Origin of the sequence: Terrihabitans soli (genome assembly GCF_014191545.1) — a bacterium.
Classification (GTDB): domain Bacteria; phylum Pseudomonadota; class Alphaproteobacteria; order Rhizobiales; family Methylopilaceae; genus Flaviflagellibacter; species Flaviflagellibacter soli.
This window is the reverse complement of record NZ_AP023361.1, coordinates 591,667-616,511: the sequence shown is the minus strand read 5'-3', so window position 1 is coordinate 616,511 and position 24,845 is coordinate 591,667. Positions and strand designations below refer to the sequence as shown.

Annotated in this window: 22 protein-coding genes; 7 read left to right on the top strand and 15 right to left on the bottom strand. The window is 62.6% G+C overall.

Going from position 1 to position 24,845, the window contains the following annotated elements; translation table 11 throughout:
• Positions 1-22 precede the first annotated feature (22 nt).
• The gene (locus tag IZ6_RS03215) at positions 23-943 is read left to right on the top strand and encodes a DMT family transporter (protein ID WP_225873986.1); all 921 of its coding nucleotides are present in this window, start codon (positions 23-25) and stop codon (positions 941-943) included.
• Positions 940-2,187 carry an Hsp70 family protein gene (locus IZ6_RS03210; RefSeq protein ID WP_222876574.1) on the top strand — a complete coding sequence of 416 codons (1,248 nt, stop codon included), beginning with the start codon at positions 940-942 and terminating at the stop codon, positions 2,185-2,187. Before IZ6_RS03215 ends, IZ6_RS03210 begins: the two co-directional genes overlap by 4 nt.
• A 3-nt stretch (positions 2,188-2,190) precedes the next feature.
• Here the strand turns inward: IZ6_RS03210 and serA are convergent, their stop codons facing one another.
• The 4 genes from serA to glmM form a co-directional block, all read right to left on the bottom strand.
• The gene (gene serA, locus IZ6_RS03205) at positions 2,191-3,780 is read right to left on the bottom strand and encodes a phosphoglycerate dehydrogenase (protein ID WP_222877527.1); all 1,590 of its coding nucleotides are present in this window, start codon (positions 3,778-3,780) and stop codon (positions 2,191-2,193) included.
• Between the two features lies 1 nt (position 3,781).
• Positions 3,782-4,954, bottom strand: coding sequence for a phosphoserine transaminase (locus tag IZ6_RS03200; RefSeq protein WP_222876573.1), 1,173 nt, complete (start codon positions 4,952-4,954; stop codon positions 3,782-3,784).
• A 181-nt stretch (positions 4,955-5,135) separates the two neighbouring features.
• Entirely contained in the window at positions 5,136-5,915 is a 780-nt protein-coding gene (locus IZ6_RS03195; protein WP_222876572.1) for an outer membrane protein, read from the bottom strand.
• Positions 5,916-6,115: 200 nt separating this feature from the next.
• Positions 6,116-7,459: a phosphoglucosamine mutase gene (gene glmM, locus IZ6_RS03190; protein ID WP_222876571.1), complete on the bottom strand. Its 1,344-nt coding sequence runs from the start codon at positions 7,457-7,459 to the stop codon at positions 6,116-6,118.
• A gap of 110 nt (positions 7,460-7,569) precedes the next feature.
• Here glmM and IZ6_RS03185 point away from each other — a divergent pair, with 110 nt between their 5' ends.
• Positions 7,570-8,139, top strand: coding sequence for a sugar O-acetyltransferase (locus tag IZ6_RS03185; RefSeq protein WP_222876570.1), 570 nt, complete (start codon positions 7,570-7,572; stop codon positions 8,137-8,139).
• Between the two features lie 23 nt (positions 8,140-8,162).
• Here IZ6_RS03185 and ftsH read toward each other — a convergent pair whose 3' ends face one another.
• The gene (ftsH, locus tag IZ6_RS03180; RefSeq protein WP_222876569.1) at positions 8,163-10,088 is read right to left on the bottom strand and encodes an ATP-dependent zinc metalloprotease FtsH; all 1,926 of its coding nucleotides are present in this window, start codon (positions 10,086-10,088) and stop codon (positions 8,163-8,165) included.
• A gap of 153 nt (positions 10,089-10,241) precedes the next feature.
• Positions 10,242-11,243 (bottom strand): tRNA lysidine(34) synthetase TilS, encoded by a 1,002-nt coding sequence (gene tilS, locus IZ6_RS03175; RefSeq protein WP_222876568.1) that lies wholly within the window; start codon positions 11,241-11,243, stop codon positions 10,242-10,244.
• 253 nt (positions 11,244-11,496) lie between these two features.
• Here tilS and IZ6_RS03170 point away from each other — a divergent pair, with 253 nt between their 5' ends.
• On the top strand, positions 11,497-13,032 hold the full coding sequence (locus IZ6_RS03170; protein ID WP_225873985.1) for an OpgD/OpgG family glucan biosynthesis protein: 1,536 nt from the start codon (positions 11,497-11,499) through the stop codon (positions 13,030-13,032).
• The gene (gene mdoH, locus IZ6_RS03165; RefSeq protein ID WP_222876567.1) at positions 13,020-15,167 is read left to right on the top strand and encodes a glucans biosynthesis glucosyltransferase MdoH; all 2,148 of its coding nucleotides are present in this window, start codon (positions 13,020-13,022) and stop codon (positions 15,165-15,167) included. Before IZ6_RS03170 ends, mdoH begins: the two co-directional genes overlap by 13 nt.
• 2 nt (positions 15,168-15,169) lie before the next feature.
• On the opposite strand, the gene ybgF is transcribed toward mdoH, so the two are convergent.
• The 9 genes from ybgF to IZ6_RS03120 form a co-directional block, all read right to left on the bottom strand.
• Positions 15,170-16,225, bottom strand: coding sequence for a tol-pal system protein YbgF (ybgF, locus tag IZ6_RS03160; RefSeq protein WP_222876566.1), 1,056 nt, complete (start codon positions 16,223-16,225; stop codon positions 15,170-15,172).
• 138 nt (positions 16,226-16,363) lie between these two features.
• Complete coding sequence (pal, locus tag IZ6_RS03155) at positions 16,364-16,858, bottom strand: peptidoglycan-associated lipoprotein Pal (RefSeq protein WP_222876565.1); 495 nt, start codon at positions 16,856-16,858, stop codon at positions 16,364-16,366.
• 198 nt (positions 16,859-17,056) lie between these two features.
• Entirely contained in the window at positions 17,057-17,551 is a 495-nt protein-coding gene (locus tag IZ6_RS03150) for a mismatch-specific DNA-glycosylase (RefSeq protein WP_222876564.1), read from the bottom strand.
• Positions 17,551-18,840, bottom strand: coding sequence for a Tol-Pal system beta propeller repeat protein TolB (gene tolB, locus IZ6_RS03145; RefSeq protein ID WP_222876563.1), 1,290 nt, complete (start codon positions 18,838-18,840; stop codon positions 17,551-17,553). Before tolB ends, IZ6_RS03150 begins: the two co-directional genes overlap by 1 nt.
• Before the next feature lie 37 nt (positions 18,841-18,877).
• Positions 18,878-19,810 carry an energy transducer TonB gene (locus IZ6_RS03140; protein WP_222876562.1) on the bottom strand — a complete coding sequence of 311 codons (933 nt, stop codon included), beginning with the start codon at positions 19,808-19,810 and terminating at the stop codon, positions 18,878-18,880.
• Positions 19,811-19,835: 25 nt separating this feature from the next.
• Positions 19,836-20,294 carry a protein TolR gene (gene tolR, locus IZ6_RS03135; protein WP_222876561.1) on the bottom strand — a complete coding sequence of 153 codons (459 nt, stop codon included), beginning with the start codon at positions 20,292-20,294 and terminating at the stop codon, positions 19,836-19,838.
• On the bottom strand, positions 20,294-20,992 hold the full coding sequence (gene tolQ / locus IZ6_RS03130) for a protein TolQ (protein WP_222876560.1): 699 nt from the start codon (positions 20,990-20,992) through the stop codon (positions 20,294-20,296). The genes tolR and tolQ overlap by 1 nt, the downstream gene beginning before the upstream one ends.
• Positions 20,993-21,245: 253 nt before the next feature.
• A complete protein-coding gene (locus tag IZ6_RS03125; protein WP_222876559.1) occupies positions 21,246-21,647 on the bottom strand; it encodes a DUF2852 domain-containing protein in 402 nt (133 codons plus the stop codon).
• Between the two features lie 73 nt (positions 21,648-21,720).
• Positions 21,721-22,338 carry a TetR/AcrR family transcriptional regulator gene (locus IZ6_RS03120; RefSeq protein WP_222876558.1) on the bottom strand — a complete coding sequence of 206 codons (618 nt, stop codon included), beginning with the start codon at positions 22,336-22,338 and terminating at the stop codon, positions 21,721-21,723.
• 106 nt (positions 22,339-22,444) lie between these two features.
• Between IZ6_RS03120 and IZ6_RS03115 the strand changes: the two genes are divergently transcribed.
• Both IZ6_RS03115 and IZ6_RS03110 read left to right on the top strand, forming a co-directional pair.
• Complete coding sequence (locus IZ6_RS03115; protein ID WP_222876557.1) at positions 22,445-23,206, top strand: S1 family peptidase; 762 nt, start codon at positions 22,445-22,447, stop codon at positions 23,204-23,206.
• A gap of 142 nt (positions 23,207-23,348) precedes the next feature.
• A complete protein-coding gene (locus IZ6_RS03110; RefSeq protein ID WP_222876556.1) occupies positions 23,349-24,827 on the top strand; it encodes a methyl-accepting chemotaxis protein in 1,479 nt (492 codons plus the stop codon).
• The last annotated feature ends 18 nt before the right edge of the window (positions 24,828-24,845 follow it).

Here is a 24,845-nt window from a genome sequence, read left to right as displayed (position 1 = left end):
TTTTGGGGGCACCTGTCTCCTCATGTCCGAGAATCGCAAAGGGTCTGCCGGCCTCATGGACCGGCCCTATCTGCTTCTGACCCTGACCTCCTTATTCTGGGCCATAAATATCGTTCTGGGGCGCTTTGCGGCGCCGGATATTCCGCCCCTCACCCTCGCCTTTCTGCGCTGGTTCGGGGCGACGCTCGTCGTCCTTCCCTTCGCCTGGAAGGCTCTGAAGGCCGATTGGCCGGTCATCCGGTCTCACCTTCTACTTATGACGGCCCTCTCGGCCACCGGCATCGCCGGATACAACGCATTGGCGTATTGGGGTCTCGGCTATACTGAGGCGCTCAATGCCCTCCTCGTCCAGTCGACGGGGCCGCTCCTGATCGCGCTCTGGGGCTGGGGCCTGTGGGGCGACAAGCTCAGCCCTGCCCAGTTTCTCGGCATCATGACCTCGCTGACCGGCGTTCTCGTCATCATCACGCGCGGCGACTTTGCCCATCTGGCTCAGCTCAAGCTGAACCCCGGCGATATTCTCACCTTCGCCGCCCTCGTTCTTTACGGGCTCTACGCGGCTTTGATCCGCGCCCGCCCGGCGATGGCGCAGATATCGTTTCTCGCCACCACCATTATTGGCGGCGCGATCCTGCTTCTGCCTTTTGCGGCCGGCGAATTTTTTGCCGGATACCGCGTCCACGTCACAGCATCGTCGCTTGCGGTGCTCGCTTATGTCGCCGTGTTCCCTTCGCTCATCGCCTATATGTTCTTTGTCCGCAGCGTCGAACTCATCGGCCCCAACCGCGCCAGCCCGTTCTTCCATCTCATGCCGGTTTTCGGATCCGTGATCGCAATCCTGTTCCTCGGCGAACAGCCGCAGATTTTCCACGCGCTGGGCTTTGCGCTCGTGCTCGGCGGCGTTTTTGTCGCGACGCGGCGGCCGAAAGGGGCCGCGCTTTGAGCGCCTGCGGTCTGGATTTCGGAACATCCAACACGACGCTCGGCACATCGGATGCCGGCGCACCGAAACTTGTTGCGCTTGAGGACGGGAACGTCACGATCCCGAGCGCCATCTTCTACAGTCCGGTTCGCATACCCGAGATCGGCCGCGCCGCCATCGCCGCTTATATCGACGGCGTCGACGGACGTCTGATGCGCAGCATCAAATCCGTGCTGGGCTCGTCTTTGATCGATGAGCGCACGGTGCTCGGCCGCGAACGCGCGCCCTTCCGCCGCGTCATCGCCGACTATCTTCGCATCGTCAAAGCGCGCGCCGAAAAAGAGATCGGCCATGAGCTGACCGCCGTCGTGCATGGACGCCCGGTGCATTTCGTCGATGGCGATGAGACCGGCGACAAAAAGGCCGAAGACGCGCTGAAGAAGATCGCCAAAGAGATCGGCTTCAAACATGTGCTGTTTCAGTATGAGCCGATTGCAGCGGCGCTCGATTACGAACAGCGCGTCACGCATGAAGAGATCGCGCTGATCGCCGATATTGGCGGCGGCACATCCGACTTTTCCATTGTGCGGCTCGGCCCCGACCGCCGGGCAAAGCCCGACCGCGCCCACGATATTCTCGCCAATGACGGCGTGCGCATCGGCGGCACCGATTTCGACCGCAAGCTCAGCCTTGAGAAACTGATGCCGCTGTTCGGCTTCGGCAGCGAGATGAAACGCGACGGGCTTGGCGTGCCGAACGGCTATTTCCACGATCTCGCAACCTGGCACTCGATCAACCGGCTCTACGATCCGAAACTGATCCGCCAGCTGCACGATGTCGAAAAAGAAGCAGCCGAACCGCATCTGATCGCGCGGCTGATCAAGCTCGCCGAAGAGAGGCGCGGCCATGCGCTCGCCGGCCAGGTCGAGGCGGCGAAGATTGCGCTGTCGGACGAACCGGAAACCGAAATCGCGCTCGATTGGCTAGAAGCGGGCTTTGCCGTCGGCATGACGCAGGACGATTTGGCGCGCGGCACATCTGCCTTGGCGGATGCCATCGGCGCGCGCATCAAAACCTGTCTCGATCACGCCGGTCTTTCGGCGGACAAGATCGACGCGCTGTTTCTCACCGGCGGCTCGACAAAGCTTGTGCATGTGCGCGCGGCGATTGCCGTCAAGCTCCCAGGTACGAAGATTGTCGAAGGCGATATTTTCGGATCGGTCGGAACGGGCCTGACGCTCGAAGCCGGACGGCGCTTTTCTTAAAACTCAGAACGCCAGCGGCTTTGCCATCCGCACCTGCGGAAGCTTGCGCACTTTGTCCATCACCGCATCCGAGACGGTGCCGTCGATCTGCACGAGCGCGATGGCATCGCCCCCCTGCGACAGGCGGCCGAGCGCGAAGGTCGCGATATTGACGCCGGCCTCGCCGAGAAGGCTGGCGAAGCTGCCGACAAAGCCCGGCTTGTCCTCATTCGCCACATAGATCATCGACGGCGCAAATTCGGCATCGACCTTGATGCCCTTGATCTCGACAATGCGCGGCTTGCCGTCGCCGAACACCGTGCCGGAAACGGTGCGCTCCAGCTTTTCGGTAATGACGGTGAGCGTCACCAGCGCATCGTAATCGCTGTCCGCTTCGCTCGTCGTCTCTTCGATGACGATGCCACGCTCTTTCGCAACGCTCGGCGCCGAGACAACATTGATATCGGCGAGCATCGGACGCAGGAGACCGGCAATCGCGGCCGAAGTGAGCGCACGCGTGTTCATATGCGCAACTTCACCCTGACAGGTAATGCGCACCGAAGTGATGCCGGTTTCGGTGAGCTGCCCGGCAAACGAGCCGAGTTTTTCGGCAAGCGTGATGAAGGGACGGAGTTTCGGCGCTTCTTCCGCGGTGATCGACGGGAAATTCACGGCATTGGTGATCGCGCCGCGCGTCAGATAATCCGACATCTGCTCGGCGATCTGCAGCGCAACGTTCTCCTGCGCTTCCATGGTGGAGGCGCCGAGATGCGGCGTGCAGATCACATGCGGATGACCAAACAGCGGATTTTCGGTCGCGGGCTCGGTCGAAAACACGTCGAACGCCGCGCCGGCAACATGGCCCGAGTCGAGCGCAACACGTAGAGCCGCTTCATCGACAAGACCGCCGCGTGCGCAATTTATGATGCGCACGCCCTTTTTGGTTTTGTTCAGCGCCGTGGCCGAGACGATGTTCTTCGTCTTCTCGGTCAGCGGCGTGTGCAAAGTTATGAAATCGGCACGCCCCAGAAGATCGTCGAGTTCGACTTTTTCGACACCAAGATCCTGCGCCCGCTCGTGCGACAGGAACGGATCGAAGGCGATGACCTTCATGCGAAGGCCGAGCGCGCGGTCGGAGACGATCGATCCGATATTGCCGCAGCCGATCAGGCCGAGCGTTTTGCCGGTGATTTCAACGCCGAGAAAGCGCGTCTTCTCCCATTTGCCGGCCTGGGTACTTTGATCAGCTGCGGGAATCTCGCGCGACAGCGCGAGCAGAAGCGCAATCGCATGTTCGGCGGTGGTGATCGAATTGCCGAACGGCGTGTTCATGACGATCACGCCGCGCTGCGTTGCCGCCGGAATATCGACATTGTCGACACCGATGCCGGCGCGGCCGATGACTTTGAGATTGCCCGCCTGCGCGAGAACCTTCGACGTGACTTTCGTCGCCGAACGTATGGCGAGCCCGTCATACTGGCCGATGATGGCGGCCAGCGCATCGCGATCCTTGCCGAGATCGGGCTGGTAGTCGACCTCGACACCCCGGTCGGTAAAGATTTTGACCGAGGCGGGAGAGATCTTGTCGGAGATCAGGACCCGCGGGGCCATTATCTCACGCCGCCTTTGCCAGTCCGGCTTTGGCCCGCACAAACGCCCAGTCGAGCCATTCGGTCAGAACTTCGAGATCCTTCGTCTCGACGGTCGAACCCGTCCAGATGCGGAGGCCGGCCGGAGCGTCACGATACGAATTGATATCGTAGGCCGCCTTTTCGATCTCGAGTGTCGCTGCGATGTTCTTGGCGAACTCGGCCTGGATTTCCGCCGGGCGGCTGGTGACAGCCGGATCGACGATCATGAGGCAGATCGACGTGTTGGAACGGTTCGCCGGTTCGACCGCGAGGAAATCGACCCACGGGGTTTTCGCGACCCAATCGGTGAGAACCTTGCAATTGTCGTCGGCGCGCCGCTGCAGCGCATCGAGACCGCCGATCGATTTGGCCCAGTTCAGCGTGTCGATATAGTCCTCGACCGCGAGCATGGACGGCGTATTGACCGTCTCGCCTTCGAACAGGGCTTCGAGCAGCTTGCCATTCTTCGTCATGCGGAAAAGCTTCGGCATCGGCCAAGCCGGCTTGTAGCTTTCGAGACGGGCGACAGCGCGCGGCGACAGCACCAGCATGCCGTGCGCAGCTTCCCCGCCCATCACCTTCTGCCAGGAGAAGGTCGTGACATCGAGCTTGGACCAATCCAGGTCCTGGGCGAAGGCGGCCGAAGTGCCGTCACAGATCGTCAGGCCCTCGCGGTCGGCCGGGATCCAGTCGGCGTTCGGCACGCGCACGCCCGAGGTCGTGCCGTTCCAGGGGAAGACAACGTCGCGGTCGCAATCGACTTTGCTGAGATCCGGCAGGTGGCCGTAATCGGCGGTCATCACCCGCACATCGTCGAGCTGAAGCTGTTCGGTGACATCGATCACCCAATCGGCCGAAAAGGCTTCCCAGGCGAGAACATCGACGCCGCGCTCACCGAGGAGCGACCAGAGCGCCATTTCGACAGCGCCGGTATCGGAGGCCGGAACGATGGCCACCCGGTAGTCGGCGGGAATTTCGAGGATTTCGCGCGTCAGATCGATCGCCAGCTTGAGGCGCGATTTGCCGATTTTTGCGCGATGAGAGCGACCGAGGGGGGCGTCCTTGAGGACATCCAGGCTCCAGCCCGGTCGTTTGGTGCAGGGTCCGCAAGAAAACCGCGGATTCGCCGGCCTGCTGCCGGGCATATCATGTGCCATCCGTCTATCCTTCCAGATAGAAAGCCCCTCGTTGGGGAGGGGTGTCCCACTGGCCAAAATACGGATGGCGGCCCCTAAGTCAAGAAAACTTCTAGTTTTCCAGCCCCGGCCTGGCGGTTGTGTAAACGAAAAGCGCCCGGCGGAGGCCGCCGGGCGCTTAAAATTCGACAGGAAACCGCCCTCAGTAGAACATGTAGCGCAGGCCGACTTTGATGTCGTGCGAGGCGACGTCCTCGAAATTGAAAGGGTTGAACTCATCGTTGCCGCCGAGCGGCGTCAAGAGATCGTCGGTCTCGATATCGCCGAGATAAAGGTAGCGATAGCCGACATCAAAGGTCAGCTGCTCGGTAACCTCGAAGGCGAGGCCCGCATAAAGGGCATAAGCGAAGTTCCAGGTATCGACATCGCCGCTGAGGCCGGTCGCGTCCTCGGTCGGGTTATAATCGGTGAAATCCGACATTTTAAGCCAGGCCGCGCCGACGCCAGCGCCGACATAAGGCGTCATGCGCCCATAGGACGGCAGGTCGAGATAGGCGTTGAAGAGGAAGACCGCCTCTTCCTTGGTGCCCGTATACTGGTTGCTGCCGTCAATAATGCCGTCCGACGGCGCTTCGTCGTAATTGTCGAGACCGTGGAAGTCCGACTCGAAGCGGTACTCGCCGGTGACGTCGACACGGAACCAGTCGTTTATCTTGTAGCCGATACCGGCGACGAAGAAGAAGGACGCTTCAAAATCGTCGTCGAGGAGAAATACGTTGCTGTCGAGGCCCGCGAGTTCATCCCAGTATGGGCTCGAGAAATCGCCGACGACCTGATGGCTGGCGCCGATATCGCCGCGCAGATACCAGCTGCGATATTCAACCGGCTCCGGTTCGTACATCACCGGCATATCCGCCGCTTTTGCGCCCGTCGCCAGGACTACAGCAACGGCTGCAGCCGAGATGAGATTGAGCCTAAACATGCTCGTCCCCTTCCAAGAGAAACTAAAGGCGCGGCAACAAAGCCGCCCCCACCCGAATGGAAGGGACTATCAGCGCTAAAGCTTAAAGGCCGATTAACCTTAACATTTACATTGATTAATTTGCACATACGCGACAGCATGTTGCGCACACGCATCGCGGCATTAATCGCTTGTAAATACGGGTTGACGAAAAGTTAAGATCAGGCCGCCGAGGCGCTGAGCGCGCCAATGACATCGTCGACCACGGTCTCGACGAGTGCGCGGTCATCGCCTTCCGCCATCACGCGGATAACGGGCTCGGTGCCGGACGGCCGCACAAGAATACGTCCCCCCGCCCCCAGCCGCTTTTCGGCATCGGCTACGATCTTCGTCATCTGCGCCTTGTCCGGCGTGCTGCCGGGACGCATGCGCATATTCTTCAGAATCTGCGGCAGCGGCTCGAAGCGGTGGCAGGCTTCGGACGCCGGCCGGCCGAGCTTTTTCAGGAAGGCGAGCATCTGGAAGGCGGCGAGAAGCCCGTCGCCCGTCGTCGTATGGTCGGACATGATGATATGTCCGGACTGTTCGCCGCCGAGATTATAGCCCTGCTCGCGCATGGCCTCGGAAACGTAGCGGTCGCCGACTGGCGTACGCACAAGATCAAGGCCGATATCTTTCAGGAAACGCTCAAGGCCGAGATTGGACATCACGGTCGCAACGATGCCGGGTTTGGAAAGACGTCCCTCTTCCTTCCAGCTTTGAGCGATCACCGCCATCAACTGATCGCCGTCGACCACATGACCCTTCTCGTCGACGATGATAACGCGGTCGGCATCGCCATCGAGGGCGATGCCGATATCGGCGCGCATTTCCTTGACCTTGGTCGCAAGCGCGTGCGGCGCGGTCGAGCCGCCATCCTTGTTGATGTTGAAGCCGTCGGGCTGATCCCCGATGGCAATGACATCGGCGCCGAGTTCCCAGAGGGCGGCGGGTGCAACGCGATACGCAGCCCCGTTGGCGCAGTCGATGACGACACGCAGGCCTTCGAAATCGAGATTGCGGGAGAGCGTGCGTTTTGCAAATTCGATGTAGCGGTCGTGAACGCCGTCGATGCGCTTGGCACGGCCGAGATCGGGGGATTTGGCGAGCTTTTTCGACAGATCGCTATCGATCAGGTTTTCGATCTCAAGCTCGACCTCGTCCGACAGCTTGTAGCCGTCCGGTCCGAACAGCTTGATACCGTTATCGTCGTAGGGGTTATGCGAGGCGGAAATCATCACGCCGAGATCGGCGCGCATCGAGCGCGTCAGCATCGCGACAGCCGGCGTCGGCATCGGGCCGAGCTGCAGCACATCCATGCCGACCGAGGTGAAGCCGGAAACAAGCGCGGTTTCGATCATATAGCCGGACAGCCGCGTGTCCTTGCCGATGACGACCCGGTGGCGATGGTCGCCACGGTTGAAGACAACGCCGGCCGCCATGCCCACCCTGAGGGCGAGATCGGGCGTGATGACCCCGTTCGCGCGGCCGCGAATGCCGTCCGTGCCGAAATATTTGCGCGCCATGCCTGTCCCCGTTCGAGGGCTGTTTTAACCCATTATGACGGCTCACGCGTTCAAAAATCGTGTGCGCAGGTTACAGCTTTCGTTAAGCATGAGGCTGAACTCGGAGAGCTATGTTGAAGACGGAAAAAGAGAAAATGCTGGCCGGAGAGCCCTATCGCACGGATGCGGCCCTGGGAGACGAGCAGCGGCAGCGCCGCATTCTGATGGATGCCTATAACGCCATCCCGGCGATAAAGAGAGAGGAACGGCGGGCCGCGATGACCGAGCTGTTCGGCAAAACCGGCCACGGCACGACCGTACGCTCGCCGGTCTATGTCGATTACGGCTCCAATATCCGCCTCGGCAAAGGGGTCTTTCTGAATTTCGGCTGCGTCCTGCTCGATGTCGGCGTAATCGAGATCGGCGACGAGACGCAGATCGGGCCGAACGTCCAGATCCTGACGGCCGACCATCCGCGCGATCCGCGTGAGCGCGAGACCGGCATCGAATGGGGCAAGCCGGTGAAGATCGGGCGCAATGTATGGATCGGCGGCGGAGCGATCATCCTGCCGGGCATCACCGTCGGCGACGACGCGATCATCGGCGCGGGCGCAGTGGTCACCCGCGATGTGCCCGAAGGTGCGACCGTCGCCGGCAATCCGGCGCGCGTGCTGCCCCCCAAAGCAAAAAGCCCAGCTTAGGAGCTGGGCTTTCCGTTTTTGTTTTAGGCCGAAGGTTGCGGCTCGAGCCCACCATCGGGCTTGTGCCGCGGCTTGGGCGATTTGCCCGTGCTCGGCACCGCCGAACCGCGCGGCGCCGGCGGATCGTCGGCGCTTTCGCGCACCGGCGGCTTGCCAGCGAGAAGCCCCACGATCTCGTCGCCCGAGAGCGTTTCGTATTCGAGCAGGCCCTTGGCGAGCGCTTCGAGCTGTTCGCGCTTGTCGGTCAGGATTTTCCGCGCCGTGGCGTAACCTGTTTCGACGAGACGCTTCACCTCGGCGTCGATCTTGCGGGCGGTCTCTTCCGAGATCGTCTGCGTCTTGCCCATGCTGTAGCCGAGGAAGACTTCTTCCTGATTGTCGCCATACATCACGGTACCGAGCTCGGATGAGAAGCCCCATTGCGTAACCATCGCGCGGGCGAGCTTGGTCGCCTGCTGGATGTCGGAGGATGCGCCGGAGGTCACCTTGTCGGCGCCGAACACTTCCTCTTCCGCAACGCGGCCGCCCATCAGAATGGCCAGACGCGAGGTCATCTGCTCATAACTCATCGACAGCTTGTCGCGTTCGGGCAGCTGCATGACCATGCCGAGCGCACGGCCGCGCGGGATGATCGTCGCCTTGTGGACGGGATCGGTCGCCGGAACGTTGAGCGCGACAATGGCGTGGCCGCCTTCATGATAGGCCGTGAGCAGCTTTTCCTGCTCCGTCATGACGAGCGTTCTGCGCTCGGCACCCATCATGATCTTGTCTTTTGCGTCTTCGAACTCCTGCTGCGTCACCATGCGCTTTGAGCGCCGCGCCGCCATGAGAGCTGCTTCGTTGACGAGATTCATCAGATCGGCGCCCGAGAAGCCCGGAGTGCCACGCGCCACCGTCTTGAGATTGACGTCGGGGGCAAGCGGAACCTTGCGCACATGCACGCGCAGAATCTTTTCGCGGCCCGTCACGTCCGGGTTCGGGACGACGACCTGACGGTCGAAGCGGCCCGGACGCAGGAGCGCCGGATCCAGAACGTCCGGACGGTTGGTCGCGGCGATGATGATGATGCCTTCATTCGCCTCGAAGCCGTCCATCTCGACCAGCAACTGGTTGAGCGTCTGTTCGCGCTCGTCATTGCCGCCGCCGAGACCGGCGCCGCGATGACGTCCGACCGCGTCGATTTCGTCGATGAAGATGATGCACGGCGCATTCTTCTTCGCCTGTTCGAACATATCGCGGACGCGGCTTGCGCCGACGCCGACAAACATTTCGACGAAGTCGGAACCCGAGATCGTGAAGAAGGGCACATTGGCTTCGCCCGCGACCGCGCGCGCGATCAGCGTTTTACCGGTGCCGGGAGGACCGACGAGCAGAACGCCGCGCGGAATGCGGCCGCCGAGGCGCTGGAATTTCTGCGGGTCGCGCAAAAATTCGACGATCTCGGTGAGGTCGTCTTTCGCTTCATCGACGCCTGCGACGTCTTCGAACGTCACACGGCCATGCGCTTCGGTGAGGAGCTTGGCCTTCGATTTGCCGAAGCCCATCGCCTTGCCGGCGCCGCCCTGCATCTGACGGCTGAGGAACACCCAGACGCCGATGAGAGCAATGAAGGGCAGCCAGGACAGAAGCAGGCTGACGAACCACGGCACATTGTCCTGCGGCGGGCGGGCGGTGATGCCGACGCCCTTATTGTACAGGCGCTCGACGAGGTTCGGATCGTTCGGCGAATAGGTCGAGAAGGTCCGGCCATCGGTATAGGTACCGGTAATATTCGGACCCTCGATCACGATGGACGAAACCACCGATTTATCGACGTCGCCCAAAAGCTGGCTGAACGAAATCTCGTTGGTGCCCGAGCGCTGGCCCGGGTTCTGGAACATCGTGAACAGCGCCAGGAGGAGCATCACGATGATGACCCAGAGGGCGAAATTCCGGTAATTCGGGTTCATCACTTGCCTTTCGGGCGGCGCGACCAAGGGGATCGGCGAAACGGGGTACCCTGGAGCGAATGTAAGGTCCGCCCAAAGGCTTGCCAAGGCGCTAACCGCCTCGGCTCGCGCACTTTCAGCCCCCCATGAGATCACAAATGTTTTTCAGAAGGATTACGTCCCACCCTTCCGGGGCGGGGCGGCACTGACCTCAACCTCCCCTGAACGCACGGAAATCTTGGCTCCGGCCAGGGTCCGGCCAAGGCTCTGCCCGGTCCTCAGGGCCTGAAGGACCGCTTCCAAAAGAGTCTCGCTCCGGGCCAGCCTGTCGGGTTCTTGATCGCCATGGCCGCCCACAGCCCGGATGAGGAGCCTCAAGGCAATCTCGTCCGGCAGGGCCAGAAGCACCGCCCCGTCGAGCACGGTCTTGCCCTCCTGCCGCCGGGCCGTCTCCGCCCAGGCGGCCGCCGCCACCCGGTCGATGGCGTCCGTCATCCGCCCCATGCGGCGGGCCAGAACCGACAGCCGCTCGGCGGTCAGCCCCTCGCCCTCAAGAACTGCGCGGGCGCCGCGCAGGCGCGGCCGGGCAAATGTCTCATCCGTATTGGTCTCGTCCTCGATCCACGCAATGCCGCGCTCTTTCAGGCTGGCGACGAGGCGGGCTTTCGGGACGTCGAGGAAGGGGCGCACATGGACAAGGTCTCCGCGCTTTCGAACCGCTCGCATGCCGGCAAGGCCGGCCGGGCCCGAGCCCGCTGCAAGGCGCATCAACAGCGTCTCGGCCTGATCGTCGCGGGTGTGGGCAGTCGCAAGATGCGTCGCGCCGGCCTTCTTCGCCGCTTCGTCCAGCAGGAGGTAGCGCGCCTCGCGCGCGCCCTCTTCAACGCCCGTTTCGGGCTTTTCACCCTTCCAGACCGCGATGCGGTGCGGCACGCCGAGGGATTTGGCCAGCGCTGCGACCTTCTTGGCCTCGACGGATGACGAAGGCCGCAGCCCGTGATCGACGGTCACGGCCACAAGCTTCACTTTGCTCGTCTTCGCCCATTCGGCGGCAAGAACAAGGAGCGCGGTCGAGTCGGCACCGCCGGAGACGGCGAGCAAAATGCAGCCGGCCGCCTCACACATTCCAAAGAGGTGCGCGGTCTCCTCATCGTTCAGGCCACGTTCAGCCGCCATGCTTTTTCTTTTGCTCACAGAAATGGGCCGCTGCGACCACGGATTTGCCGCGGTCGGTTGTGCCAATGCACCCCCGCCGGCCGCTCGTGCCGCGTATCCCAGCCTGCCGATATAACCTTTCATCGGAGTGGAACGAAGAGTGCTGCGCTTTCATTGTAATTCCGATCTTTCCGTTGTTCCGGCGGAAGGAGACGCGTCTGGCGTGCATTGGGGTGCGCGCGGCGCGGGGACACGGTTCGGAAAGATATAGCTCGTGCGCCGTCGCGATCTCCTTCTCGGGGCTGCCGCCCTGCCCTTTGCCTCGGCTCTGGCCTATCAGATGGGCCAGATTCCGCTCGCGCAAACGGGCGATGCCTCGCCGTTTGCCGCCTCCCAGGTGCGGCAGATGGCGCGCGATCTCGCGTCGAAGCCGTTCAAGGAGCCGGATACCGGCCTTCCGGACAATTTCCGTGACCTGCCCTACGACCTCTACCGGGACCTTCGCTTCATCCCGGAAAAGAGCCTGTGGCGCGGCAGCGATGTGCCGTTCGAGGTGCAACTCTTCCACCGCGGCTTCCTCTACAAGAACCGCGTCGATCTTTTCATCGTCGCTGATGGCCAGGCGAGGCCGCTCGTCTATTCGCGTGACCTCTTCACCTTCGGCCGCGTGCAGCCGCCGCCGGAAAACGTCAATCTCGGCTTTTCGGGTTTCCGGCTTCACGGGCCGATCAACCGGCCGGATTATTTCGACGAGATCGCCGTCTTCCAGGGCGCATCCTATTTCCGCGCGGTCGCGAAAGGGCAGGTTTACGGATTGTCCGCACGCGGCCTTGCCATCAACACTGCGGATGCAAAGGGCGAAGAATTTCCCGCCTTCCGCGCCTTCTGGATCGAAAAGCCGGCGCCCAACACCAATTCCGTCGTCGTGCATGCGGTGCTGGATTCGCCGAGCGCCGCGGCCGCCTACCGCTTCACTATCCGCCCGGGCGAGACCACCGTCTTCGATGTCGAGATGGCGATCTATCCGCGCGCAGAGATCAGCAAAGCCGGTCTCGCGCCGCTGACTTCGATGTTCTATTTCGACGCCAACGACCGCGAAGGCATCGATGATTTCCGTCCGGGCGTTCACGACTCGGATGGTCTTGCCATCTGGAACGGCCGCGGCGAGCGGCTATGGCGTCCGCTGCACAATCCGTCAAAACTTCAAATCTCGGATTTCTACGACACAAATCCGCGCGGGTTCGGCCTCATGCAGCGCCAGCGTGATTTCCACGATTATGAGGATCTCGAAGCGCGCTACGAAAAGCGCCCCTCGCTCTGGGTCGAACCGATCGGCGATTGGGGCGAAGGCGCCGTGCAACTGATCGAGATTCCGACCGACAAGGAAATCCACGACAACATCGCCGCCTTCTGGCGCCCGAAAGTGCCGTTCCAGGCGAAGGGCGAATATCTTTTCAACTATCGCCTGCACTGGGGCAATCAGGGACCGTTCGAGCCGCAGGACCTTGCGCGCTTTGTAAAAACAAGTGTCGGCAAGGCGCATCGCGACGACGAGAAGCGCCTGTTTGTTCTCGATGCCGTCGGCGGCAAGCTGAAGGATACCCCCTTCGACGATCAGGTGCGCGCCGTCATCTCGTCCAATTTCGGCTCGATCGAAAATGCCGTCGTGCAGACAAATCCCGAATCCGGCGGCTGGCGTGTGGCGTTCGAACTCGTACCCGGCAGTGAAGAGGTCACGGAATTGCGCGCCCAGATCACGCGCGGCGATCAGCTGCTGTCGGAAGTCTGGGTGTATCGATGGACGCAGTAGCGACCGAACGCCCGCCGGCGGCGATCGGTCCGGACTTCCGCGCACTGCCGCCTGAGACGCCGCTCGCCATGCCGGTGCAGGATCTGCACACGGCTCCCGCAAAGCACGGGCGTCCGGCGAGCCAGCCGCGTCTTGTGTTTCTGCGCCGCGCCTTCGTGCTTCTCACGACGATCATTCTCACCGCGTTTGCGGCGAATGAGATGTTCCTCGTGATGAACGTTGCGGGACTGACCTTCCTCGAAGGTCTCGTTCTCGTGCTCTTCGTCGCGCTCTTTGCCTGGATCGCCTTCTCAGCCGCGAGTGCCGTCGGCGGGTTCTTCTCCTATCTCTTCGACCGGGGCTGGAAGCTCGGCATTCATCCGCGCGATCCGCTGCCGCCGCTGGCACGCAAAACCGCACTTCTTCTGCCCGCCTATAACGAGGATCCGTCGCGCACGACCGCGGGCCTGCAGACGATCTATGAGGATCTCGCGCATGCGGGCGCGCTCGCGCATTTCGATTTCTATATTCTCTCGGACACGACGAACCCGAATATCTGGATCGCCGAGGAAGAAGCGTTCCTGTCTTTGCGCGACCGTACCGGCGGACACGACCGCATCTTCTACCGCCGCCGCGCCAAGAATGTAGAGCGCAAAGCGGGAAACATATCCGACTGGGTACGGCGCTTCGGCGGCGCTTACGACACCATGGTCATTCTCGATGCCGACAGCATTATGAGCGCCGATGCGCTTATCCGCATGTCGGCGGCGATGGAGCAGCATCCCGACGTCGGGCTCATTCAGACCCTGCCCGTCATCGTCAACGGCACGACGCTCTTCGCGCGCCTGCAGCAATTTGCCGGACGCGTTTACGGCCCGCTCATCGCGCACGGCATCGCCTGGTGGCACGGATCGGAAGGCAATTACTGGGGCCACAACGCCGCGATCCGCACCAAGGCTTTCGCCGAACAGGCGGGCCTGCCGGAACTGAAGGGCCGCAAACCGTTCGGCGGACACATTCTCAGCCACGACTTTGTGGAAGCGGCTTTGATGCGCCGCGCCGGCTGGGCCGTGCATATGGTGCCGGGGCTTCAGGGCTCTTACGAAGAAAGCCCGCCTTCGCTCACCGAAGTCGCCGCCCGCGACCGCCGCTGGTGCCAGGGCAATCTTCAGCATGCCGCCGTGCTGCCGGCGCGCGGCCTGCATTGGGTGTCGCGCCTTCATATGCTGCAAGGCATCGGCTCCTACATCACCGCACCTCTGTGGCTTGGTTTCCTGGCCATCGGCATGGCGATCGCGCTGCAGGCGCGCTTCATCACGCCGGATTATTTCGGCGACGGACTTTCGCTCTTCCCGAACTGGCCAGCACAGGACCCGGTGCGCGCCGCCTGGGTGTTCACCGGTACGATGGGCATTCTGCTTCTGCCGAAGTTCTTGAGCTACATCGCACTACTGACGCGGCCGGAAGATCTGCGCGGCACAGGCGGCGCATTCCGCGCTTTCATCTCGCTGATCGCCGAGACTTTGATCGCGGGCCTCATCGCGCCGGTGATGATGCTCATTCAGTCGCTCGCCGTGTTCGACATTCTCATCGGCCGCGACAGCGGCTGGGCGGCGCAGCGGCGCGATGACGGCTCGATCCCGCTGAGCGATGTCATCCGCCGCTACATACCGCATACTTTGTTCGGCATCGGCACGGGCATCGCCGCCTACGCCGTGTCCGTCTCGCTGTTTCTCTGGATGACGCCGGTCGTTCTCGGCATGGTGCTGGCGATCCCGCTCGCCGCCTGGACCGGCGCGCGCAGCGCCGGGCAAAGCTTCCGCCGCTCGAAACTTTTGCTGACGCCGGAAGAGACCGCACCGCCGCCGGTTCTCGCACGCGCCAACACCATCGTCCGCGAGATCGCCTTCGATTCAAATCTCGATGCGGCGCGAAGGCTGGCGTCCGATCCGCGGCTGCTCGCGGCGCACCGCGCCATGCTGCCGCCGCAGCGCCAGCGCAAATCCGATACCGATCTCGCTTTGGGTCTTGCGAAGCTCGAGGAATCCGAGGGCGGACTTGATGCCGCGCTCGCCGAGCTTTCGGTGAAAGAGCTGTCCGCCGTCCTGTCGGATACGCGCGGCGTCGACCGTCTCGTCGCGCTCGCAACGCCTTAAGTTCAGCAGCCGAGCTTCGACATTTCCTTGCTCGACTGCGTCTTGGCATTCGAGCGCGGATACTTATTGCCGAGTTCGATCAAGGTGGCACAGGCCTGTTCGCGCTGATCGATAGCGCCCAGCGTCTGGGCGAGACGCAGCATCGAGTCGGCAGCGCGCGGCGAGTTGCCGTGCTTGGTTACGACTTCGAGGAAGGGCTCGATCGCATCCGAATGCTGGTTGCGCTGATAGAAGCTCTCGCCGAGTCCGTACAGCGCATCCGGCACTCGCTGATCGTTCGGATACTGTTTCAGGAAGTTGCGGAACTGCGTCTCGGCGAACTCGTAATCCTTGCGCTGCAGGAATCCCGCGCCGAGCGCGTATTCGTCCTCGGCGCTGCCGGTCGGCGTTGCGATCGCAAGATCCTGCGTTCCAGCCGGCTGCGGGACGTTGAGATTTGGATCGACGCCCGGCGGCGTGCCGAGGCCCGGCCCGCCGGTGACGGGCCCGTTCACAACGGGACCGCCCACCTGCTGCGGCGGCGGCCCGCCGATATTCGGCGTAATGACGAGCGGCGCGTTCGGATCGCGACCCGGATTGCTTCCCTGCCCCATCGGCGGCTGGCCGATAACCGCGCCGCCCGGGCCCGTAGACAGCGAGCCGAGGTCGGACGGCGGCGGCGCCATGACATTGGGATTTGCGGCGCTGTTTGCGCCCGGCGGCGTGTAGATCTGCGGCTGGCCGCTTTGCTGGGGGGGAAGTCCCGGCTGCGGCGGTCTCTGCTGCGATGGCGGCATGCCGACCTGTCCCCCGACCGGCGGACGCACGACCGCCCCTTGCTGCGGCGACATTCCCGGCCGCGGCGGCGGGCCGGACGCGGCCTGCCCCGGCGCGCCGCCCAGCTGCTGCTGCAGCTGGCGGATCTGGTGCTGATATTCTTCGTTCTGCCCGGTGAGCTGGCGCACCTGCTCTTCCAGCCGGTTGATGCGCAGCTGCATCTCGCTGGCGCTCTGCGCAAAGGCGGGCGCGGCGATGGCGGCAAAAGCCACCCCGGCGAGAAGAACGCGCAATCTGGTCATCTTTGTATGTGCCCCGTTTGACTATCGGCTAGAGCGCGAACCCGGCTGAAATACGGCTAGATCAAACCTAGCCTTAAACGAAATCCGGCGCGCCTTTGGGGGCGCGCCGGATCGAAAGACCGTTAAGAGACGGAGCTCTTAGCTGGACGGACCACCGAGGACCGTCACCGAGCGGCGGTTCTGCGACCAGCAGGAGATGTCGTCGCACACTGCGACGGGGCGTTCCTTGCCGTAGGAGATGGTGCGGATGCGGCCCGGATTGATGCCGCGCGAGGCGAGATAATCGCGCGCGACCTGCGAACGGCGGGCGCCGAGCGCGAGGTTATATTCGCGCGTGCCGCGCTCGTCGGCATGGCCTTCCATGGTGATCTGATATTTCGGGTACTTGTTCAGCCACTGGGCCTGCTTTTCGAGCGTGGCCTGGGCGGTCGCCGTCAGATCGGTCGAGTCGGTCTCGAAGAAGATGCGGTCGCCGACATTGACGACGAAATCCTGCTGGCTGCCCGGAGGGCCGCCGCCAGCGCCGTTACCGGCGAGATCCTGATTGGTTTTGGAGGCGCAAGCCGAAACCAGAAGCGCCAGCGCGATGGCCACGCCAAAGGCGCCGATCCGCGAGAAATTCACTTTACGCATAACGAAACTCTCCTCATGCCTTTGGCAGGCTTGGGTTTCCGCCACCATGCTCCGGTCCGGTGAAGGTTTCGTTAAGATCATTCCTCAACCCCCGCTTCAGCATGCTTTGCCGCAGGCATACCCCCGTTAACCATGCGATGCCCGCGAATAATGGCGCAAGAGCGACGATTTCGCTGATTTCCCGCCAAAACGCGGCCTTCACACAACAAATCCTGCAGCGCGGGCCAGTGTTTTCCAGGGGCCTATATCCCAGTATCCGCGGGCCGCTCCCGAAGGCGAAGGCAGAACGAATATTGCGGTTTTACCTATGGCTTCTTCCTGGAGACCGTAAGCTACTCGTTTCAAACCGAAATATTCGTGCCCCGCACGCTTTGAGGTAAAGGCGACGAAGCTCGGCGCGAGGGTTTCGACCTTCGAACGGAAGAGAGCCGCGTCAAAATCGCCAGGTTTCAGACCGCTGTCCATGCCGCGACCGGTTTTTGAAAGATCGGTCAGGCCGATGCCGAGAGAAAGCAGCGTCTCGTCTTCGGATGGAAGAAGCAGATGTCCGGTAAAGCCCGCTTCATGCAGTGCGCGCCAGAACCTGTTTCCGGGTTTGGCGTAATAACGGCCGAGCTGTGCGGACCTTTCGCCGGCCGCGGTTCCGCAGAAGACGAGTTTGAGGCCGGCTCGCAGATAGTCCGGCAGGACCATTACTGCAAAGGCGGCGACCAGGCCGGATCGGAAGCGAAGGTCTGGGTCGGAACCTGAAGTTCGTTATAGCCGGTGATGTCGATCGAGAAGAGCTTCGGACCGGCGCCCTGATCGCGGAAGAACATCAAAACGCGGCCGTTCGGCGCCCAGGTCGGCCCTTCATTGTGGAAGCCCGAGGTCAGAAGGCGCTCACCCGAGCCGTCGGGCCGGATGACGCCGATGGCGAACTGCCCCTGATATTGCTTGGTGAAGGCGATGTAATCGCCGCGCGGCGACCAGACGGGCGTGTTGTAGGAGCCCTCGCCGAACGAGATGCGCTGCGCTTCGCCGCCGCCCGCGGGCATCACGTAAAGCTGCGGTTTGCCGCCGCGATCGGATTCAAAGACGATCTTTGCTCCGTCGGGCGAGAAGCTCGGCGCGGTGTCGATAGCGGCGCTCTGCGTCAGGCGCTGCGGCGCTTTCGCGCCGATGCCCATGACGTAGAGATTGGAATTGCCGCCGTCCTGCAGCGAGAAGACGACGCTGCGCCCGTCCGGCGAAAAGCGCGGCGCAAAAGACATGTTCGGAAAATTGCCGAGCAGTTCGCGTTTGCCCGTTTCGATGTTGAGCAGATAGACGCGCGGATTACCGCCGGCAAACGACATATAGGCGATCATCTGCGAGGACGGCGAGAAACGCGGCGTCAGCACAAGATCATCGCCGCGCGACAGATAGCGCGTGCCATAGCCGTCCTGATCCATGATCGCGAGTTTCTTGACGCGCTGGTTTTTCGGGCCGCTCTCCTCGACGAACACGACGCGCGTATCGAAATAGCCTTTTTCGCCGGTGATGCGCTCGTAGATCGCATCGGCGATCTTGTGCGCGACGCGCCGCCAATTGTCGGAGCCGGCCGAGAACTGCGCACCGGTCAGCTGCTGGCCGCCGAACACATCCCACAGACGGAACTCGGCGCGGATGCCCGAACCCGTACGCATAACGCGGCCGGTGACGAGCGATTGTGCATTGATGATGCGCCAGTCGCCGAAGCGCGGCGGCTGATCGATATTGACGATCTGTTCGATGAAGGCCGCCTTGTCGATCGGCACGAACAGGCCGGAGCGGCGAAGATCGGCTTCGACGACGTTCGAGATTTCGCGCGCCACTTCGCTGTCGCCGACGAAATCGGTCACCGCGATCGGCATCGGCTGGATCTGGCCCTGCGAGATGTCGACGCGCACCTGAGCCATTGCAGGCGCCGTCAGAAGGGCAAAGGCGAGAGCAGCAAAGCGCAGGAAACGGACGGGAGACATGATGGGACCTGAAAACGTATGGACGCGCGCCGAACTCTTACGCGGGCGGCAGGATGAAATCGAGGGTGACGAACTTCCAGAAATCATAGTGCTCCACCGGCAGCTTCAGCGGGCGCTGGGGCTGCGTGCAGCTGTACACTGCGCGCATCGCACTTTCCGCGAAACTTGTGAAGCCCGGATTTGAAGATGAGTTCTCAAGCCGCGGGGTACCAATCAGGGTGCCCTCGGGCGTGACCTCGAACGTAATGGTTGCAACAAGGTCCGGCGAAGGCGTGACGCCCGCGGGCCAGTTCCAGCACGAATAGAGGTGCTCGCGGATCATGTTGCCGATCATGCTCTGCTGCGACAGCGAGAGCTGCTGCGCCGTGCCGTTCGACACGCCGGCCGTCGTCATATTCGAGACTTCGCGGCCCTCCTGCGGCTTGCGGCCCGGATCGCGCTTGTCGACAAGCGAAGCGATCTTCGACGGGTCGAATTTCGGCTTCGGCTTTTCGGGCTTTTTCTCCGGCTTCTTCTCGGCCTTCTTTTCAGGCTTCGGAAGATCGGGCGGTTTGGGCGCAGGCGTCGGCGGCGCGGGCTTGGGCTCGGCCTCGGCCTTTTTCTCAGGCGTCGGTGCGGGTTCCGGCGGCGGCGCTTCGGCCGGTTTCGGCTCGGGCTTTTTCGGCTCGGGCGGCGGCGGTTCGGCAACCTCCGGCTCGGGCGCCGGCGGCGGCGCCTCGACATTTTCCTTGGCTTCGGGCGCCGGCGGCAAAGGCTTCGGATCGACGGCCGCGACCTTCTTGGCCTCGACCTTCGGCGTTTCAGCCTTCTGCTTGGACTGGTTGGAGCCCTTCGTCAGCTGATCGAATTCGGAGAGGCTCACGACTTCGACCGGCAGCGCTTCCTGATGCGGATTGTAGGCTTTCGCCGAGGTGAAGCCGATGGCGGCATAGATCAGCAGCGCCGCATGCGCGGCGCCGGACACGATCATGCCTCCTCCGGGCTTCTCCACCCCCTCAGCTCCCCTGTTCCTGCTCGGTGACCAACGCCACGCGCTTGAACCCCGCCCCGGCGATGGTCCCCATGACCTTCATCACCTGGCCGTAATTCACATTACGGTCGCCGCGCACAAATATACGCTCGTCATAGCCTTGCTTCGTGATCGCATTGAGGCGAGGCACGATCTCCTCAAGCTTAACCTTCGTGTCCTGCAGGAAGATCTCGCCGTTATTGTTGACCGATACAGTCAAAGGTTCGCGATCTTCATTGAGCGCAGGCGCACCCGTCTGCGGCAGGTCGACCGGCACGCCGACGGTGAGCATCGGCGCCGCCACCATGAAGATGATCAACAGCACGAGCATGACGTCGACCATGGGCGTGACGTTGATCTCGGCCATCAGCGCCGCGCGCCGGCCCGAACGGCGGCCGCGGCGGCGCCCGCCGCCCCCGCCTTTGGGAAGGCCGCCGGCGCCCATCAGCCCGCCCGCTCGTCGATCTGGCGCGACAGGATCGCCGAGAATTCATCGGCGAAACCTTCAAGGCGCGAGGCCTGCTTGGCGACTTCCGCGGAATACTTGTTGTAGAAAATCGTCGCCGGGATCGCCGCCAGAAGGCCGAGCGCCGTGGCGAAGAGAGCCTCGGCGATACCGGGCGCAACGACTGCAAGCGATGTGTTCTTGGACGCGGCGATCGACTGGAAGCTCGTCATAATGCCCCACACCGTACCGAACAGGCCGACAAACGGGCCGGCCGAGCCGACGGTGGCGAGCACGAGAAGCCGGCCCTCGAGCCGCTCGACTTCGCGCTGGATGGTGACGTCGAGCACTTTTTCGATGCGCATCTGAAGGCTGGCGACCGCTCGGCCCCCGCCCTCGAAACTGCGCTTCCATTCGCGCATCGCGGCGACGAACAGCGCCGGCATGGATGTCGTCGGGCGCGGCGCCAGCGAACGGTAAAGCTCTTCGAGGCTCTGGCCGGACCAGAACACTTTCTCGAAGCGGTCCATGTTCCGGCGCGTGCGTGCGTAGAGCAGGTATTTGTCGACGATGATGGCCCAGCACCACACCGACGACAGGACCAGCCCGATCATCACGATCTTCACGATCAGATGCGCCTGGAGGAAAAGCCCCCAGAGCGACAGATCGATTGCGGCACTTGCCTGTGCTGGATCCATGGAAAATCACACCCCTCGGGCCATGATCCCCGGCGCGGCCGGGGCCGGGTCGTCACAGCGATGTCTGCAGAGCGCGCTGTCTTGCGTCCCAATGCGGCGCAAGAGTGGCGCACGGCCTCCACCTTCATCCTTTGTTAAGGTTAATCAACCGTTACAGCCTCTTGCCCGGCAAGCAAAAAGGCCGCCGACGGAAGCCGTCGGCGGCCTTTTCTCAATTGTGGAAGGCATTATCGCGGGGCTTTAGTTGCCGCGCTCAATTTCCTTGCGGCATTTCGGCCGGAGGATTGTTCTTCCGCTCGGCCATGAACTGGTCGAACTCGGTCTTGTCCTTGGCCATCCGCAAGCGGTCGAGGAACGTGCGGAATTCCTGCTCCTCGTCCTCGAGCCGCTTCAGCGTCTCGTTGCGGTATTCGTCGAAGGCGGCATTACCGCTCGACCGGGATTGATGAGGCCAGCCGCCGCGCGCCCAGCCCTTCTGCCAACCCTTATTCCAGCGCGAGAAATCCGCGCGATGATGTCCGCATCCCATACGTCCGCTCCCGATGACATAGGCCAGGGTCAGAAGCCCGATTGGCCAGAAAACCATGAATCCGAGAACAATCGCGGCGATCCACGCCGGCTTGCCCCATTCGTCGAGTTTTGCCGCGACAGCCATTGTCGATCCTCGTGAATGTTAATCACATTCACATTAATAGGTTCAGGGAGGTCTCCCGTCAAGGCATGTGGGGTCAGCTTTTGCGGATTCCCAGACCGTCGAGATAAACGAGCATGCCCGCTTCGAGCAGATCGTCCGGCGCCATCGGGAGCTTTCGCCTGCCGCCATCGGCGCGCACGAACAGCGAGGCGATGCCGTGCGCCAGCGACCACATATGCAGCGCGACCATCATCGAGGGCGGGCGCTTTCCCGCCGGAGCAAGCTCGACCAGACCGTCCGCCGCCTGCCGCAGCACGCCGAAGGCGCGGTCGGCTTCCTGCCTGAGTTCAGGCGACAGATCGGGCGGCGTGCCGCTCTCGAACATCGCCGCGTAATAAGCGGGCTCTTTGCGCGCGAAGCGCAGATAGGCTTTGCCCAGCCGGTCCATCGCCGAGAGCGCATCGGGCTTTCCGCCATCCCATGCTGAGGACAGCGCCGCCTCGAATTCGGCAAAGCCGCGGCGCGCCACATCGGCCAGCAGTTCTTCGCGATCTTTGTAATGACGATAAGGAGCAGCCGGGCTGACGCCGGCCATGCGCGCGGCTTCCGCGAAGGTGAAGCCCGATGCGCCCTTCTGGACGATGAGGCCCAGCGCCGCCTCGATCAGCGCCTCTTTGAGATTGCCGTGATGATAGCCGCGTTCGCCGCGCATTCCCGCCGCCCGGTCCTGATGTGAATGCCTGTTACATCAGTTCGGGGCCCGCGAACAGTGCTTGCCGAGCTTGCCCTGGCGCTCCGTCGCGCTTAACCCCTGCCGCATGCGTTTCCTGCTCGGCCTTCTTCTCCTCTCCTCCCCCGCCCTTGCGCTCGATGGGGGCACGTCTGCCGGCGCCGATCAGCCGCTGTCGCGCGCCGCGGTCGCCATCCAGGCCGTCAGCCCGCAGCCCGATGGAACGGCGCGCCTGTCGGAATGCACCGGCGTTCTCATCGCGCGCGATCTCGTGCTCACCGCCGCCCATTGTCTCGATGAAGCGGCAAAGCCCGAACATGTCGCGGTGTTCTTCTTCGCCGGTTCGAAAGCGGTGCCGCCGTTTCAGCCGGTCGCCAAGATCGTGCGCCATGCGGCGCACACAAAAGGCTGGGCCAAACAGCCCGGCGATATCGAAACGCGGCAGAAGGAAATCGCCAGCGATCTTGCCGTGCTGCGCTTGAAGACGCCGGCGCCCGCGGCGCAGACGGTTCTTCAGTTCGATGCGCAGACCGCGCCCGATGTACTGACCTTGGCCGGCGCCGGCATCGCCGGCCCCGACGGACGCTCGGGCACTTTGAAGACGGCATCGCTCGCCGCAATCCGTCATACACAGACGGGACCGAATCTCGCTTTCGCAACGCCCGGCAAGAGTCAGGTGTGCCGCGGCGACTCGGGCGGACCCGTCATCACCGCAACCGGCGCGTTATGGGGAATATCCGGAGCAATTCTGCGCGCGACGAAAGGCTGTTCCGGACGCATGGTTGTTGTCCCGGTAAATCCAGCGGATTTCGCCATCGCCGCGATGATCGCGGCAGCGCGGACTCCGTAACTGTACCTACACGTGAAAGTGGCACAGGATATATCGGCATATATGCACAACTACGCAACTTTCCTTTACAACTCAACTACTTAAGAAGTTCGCAAGTTTCGTTAGCCATATTGCGCCTTAACATAGGTTATCCGAGGCCAACATGTTTTCGTCTGCCGACTCATCGACGCTCGCTGCCCTGAACAAGTCTCACGCCATGATCGAGTTCGCACTCGACGGCACGATCCTCACCGCGAACGAAAACTTCCTGTCCGCGATGGGCTACTCGCTCGATGAGATCCGCGGCAAGCACCATTCGATGTTCGTCGATCCGGCCTATGCGCAGAGCATGGAGTATACGCGCTTCTGGCAGACGCTCGGCGCGGGCGAGCATCAGAGCGCTGAATACCGGCGCTTCGGCAAAGGCGGACGCGAAGTCTGGATCCAGGCCTCCTACAATCCGGTGATGGGGCGCAACGGAAAGCCGGCAAAGGTCGTCAAGATCGCAACCGACATCACCGAACAGAAACTGCGCAGCGCCGATTTCTCCGGCCAGATCACGGCGATCAACAAGGCGCAGGCCGTCATTCACTTCACGCTCGACGGCACAATTCTCGACGCCAACGAAAACTTCACATCGACCGTCGGCTACTCGCTGGATGAGATCCGCGGCAAGCATCACTCGATGTTCGTCGATCCCGTGCAGAGCGCTTCGCCGAGCTATCGCGAATTCTGGGCGCGGCTGGCGCGCGGCGAGTTTGAGGCGAACACCTATCGCCGCGTCGGCAAAGGCGGTCGCGAAATCTGGCTGAACGCTTCGTATAATCCGATTTTCGATGCGAGCGGACGCCCGTTCAAGGTCGTGAAATTCGCAACCGACATCACTCCGGCGGTACACGAACAGAAGCGCCGCGAAGCGGTCACGCAGACGATCGATCACGACCTGGTGGAAATCGCCACCGCCGTCGAAGATGCCAACGGTCAGGCTCAGAATGCTGTGGCCGCTTCGAGCGAGACCTCATCCAATGTGCAGAACGTTGCAGCAGGCGCGGAAGAACTCGTCGCCTCCGTCCAGGAAATCGACCGTCAGGTCGAGCAGGCGCTGGCTATCTCCCAGACAGCGGTCGACCACTCCTCGCGCACAAGCGGGATCATGACGGGCCTCTTAACGACGGTTGCGAAGATCGGCGATGTGGTCGAGCTCATCAACAACATTGCCTCGCAAACGAACCTCCTCGCGCTCAACGCCACCATCGAGGCGGCGCGCGCCGGCGAGATGGGCAAGGGCTTTGCCGTCGTCGCCTCTGAAGTGAAAGCGCTGGCGAGCCAGACCTCGCGGGCGACGGACGAAATCCGCGCTCAGATCACCGCGGTGCAGGGCTCGACCGACGACGCCGTCTCCGCCATCACCGATGTCGGCCGCGTCATCGGCGAACTGAACTCCATCTCGAGCAGCATTTCGGCGGCGATCAGCCAGCAGTCCTCCGTCACAAACGAAATCGCCCGCAACATGCAGACGGCGGCGAGAAGCGTCGAAGCCATCTCGCAGAATCTGGGCTCGATCTCGGGGGCGACCAACCAGATCTCCTCGGCGACGTCCAAGGTACGCGAGGCCTCCCGTTCCATAGCGAAGGCAGCTTAAGGGAGGTTCCGGGTTTCC

Excerpts from the sequence above, each read along its gene's own strand:
- IZ6_RS03125 (WP_222876559.1), bottom strand. The coding sequence starts at position 21,647 with ATGGCTGTCGCGGCAAAACTCGACGAATGGGGCAAGCCGGCGTGGATC.
- IZ6_RS03110 (WP_222876556.1), top strand. The coding sequence starts at position 23,349 with ATGTTTTCGTCTGCCGACTCATCGACGCTCGCTGCCCTGAACAAGTCT.
- tolQ (WP_222876560.1), bottom strand. The coding sequence starts at position 20,992 with ATGGATCCAGCACAGGCAAGTGCCGCAATCGATCTGTCGCTCTGGGGG.
- tolB (WP_222876563.1), bottom strand. The coding sequence starts at position 18,840 with ATGTCTCCCGTCCGTTTCCTGCGCTTTGCTGCTCTCGCCTTTGCCCTT.
- IZ6_RS03215 (WP_225873986.1), top strand. The coding sequence starts at position 23 with ATGTCCGAGAATCGCAAAGGGTCTGCCGGCCTCATGGACCGGCCCTAT.
- ftsH (WP_222876569.1), bottom strand. The coding sequence starts at position 10,088 with ATGAACCCGAATTACCGGAATTTCGCCCTCTGGGTCATCATCGTGATG.
- IZ6_RS03150 (WP_222876564.1), bottom strand. The coding sequence starts at position 17,551 with ATGGTCCTGCCGGACTATCTGCGAGCCGGCCTCAAACTCGTCTTCTGC.
- IZ6_RS03200 (WP_222876573.1), bottom strand. The coding sequence starts at position 4,954 with ATGGCACATGATATGCCCGGCAGCAGGCCGGCGAATCCGCGGTTTTCT.
- ybgF (WP_222876566.1), bottom strand. The coding sequence starts at position 16,225 with ATGACCAGATTGCGCGTTCTTCTCGCCGGGGTGGCTTTTGCCGCCATC.
- tolR (WP_222876561.1), bottom strand. The coding sequence starts at position 20,294 with ATGGGCGCCGGCGGCCTTCCCAAAGGCGGGGGCGGCGGGCGCCGCCGC.
- pal (WP_222876565.1), bottom strand. The coding sequence starts at position 16,858 with ATGCGTAAAGTGAATTTCTCGCGGATCGGCGCCTTTGGCGTGGCCATC.
- IZ6_RS03120 (WP_222876558.1), bottom strand. The coding sequence starts at position 22,338 with ATGCGCGGCGAACGCGGCTATCATCACGGCAATCTCAAAGAGGCGCTG.
- glmM (WP_222876571.1), bottom strand. The coding sequence starts at position 7,459 with ATGGCGCGCAAATATTTCGGCACGGACGGCATTCGCGGCCGCGCGAAC.
- tilS (WP_222876568.1), bottom strand. The coding sequence starts at position 11,243 with ATGGCGGCTGAACGTGGCCTGAACGATGAGGAGACCGCGCACCTCTTT.
- IZ6_RS03195 (WP_222876572.1), bottom strand. The coding sequence starts at position 5,915 with ATGTTTAGGCTCAATCTCATCTCGGCTGCAGCCGTTGCTGTAGTCCTG.
- IZ6_RS03115 (WP_222876557.1), top strand. The coding sequence starts at position 22,445 with ATGCGTTTCCTGCTCGGCCTTCTTCTCCTCTCCTCCCCCGCCCTTGCG.
- IZ6_RS03185 (WP_222876570.1), top strand. The coding sequence starts at position 7,570 with ATGTTGAAGACGGAAAAAGAGAAAATGCTGGCCGGAGAGCCCTATCGC.
- mdoH (WP_222876567.1), top strand. The coding sequence starts at position 13,020 with ATGGACGCAGTAGCGACCGAACGCCCGCCGGCGGCGATCGGTCCGGAC.
- IZ6_RS03140 (WP_222876562.1), bottom strand. The coding sequence starts at position 19,810 with ATGATCGTGTCCGGCGCCGCGCATGCGGCGCTGCTGATCTATGCCGCC.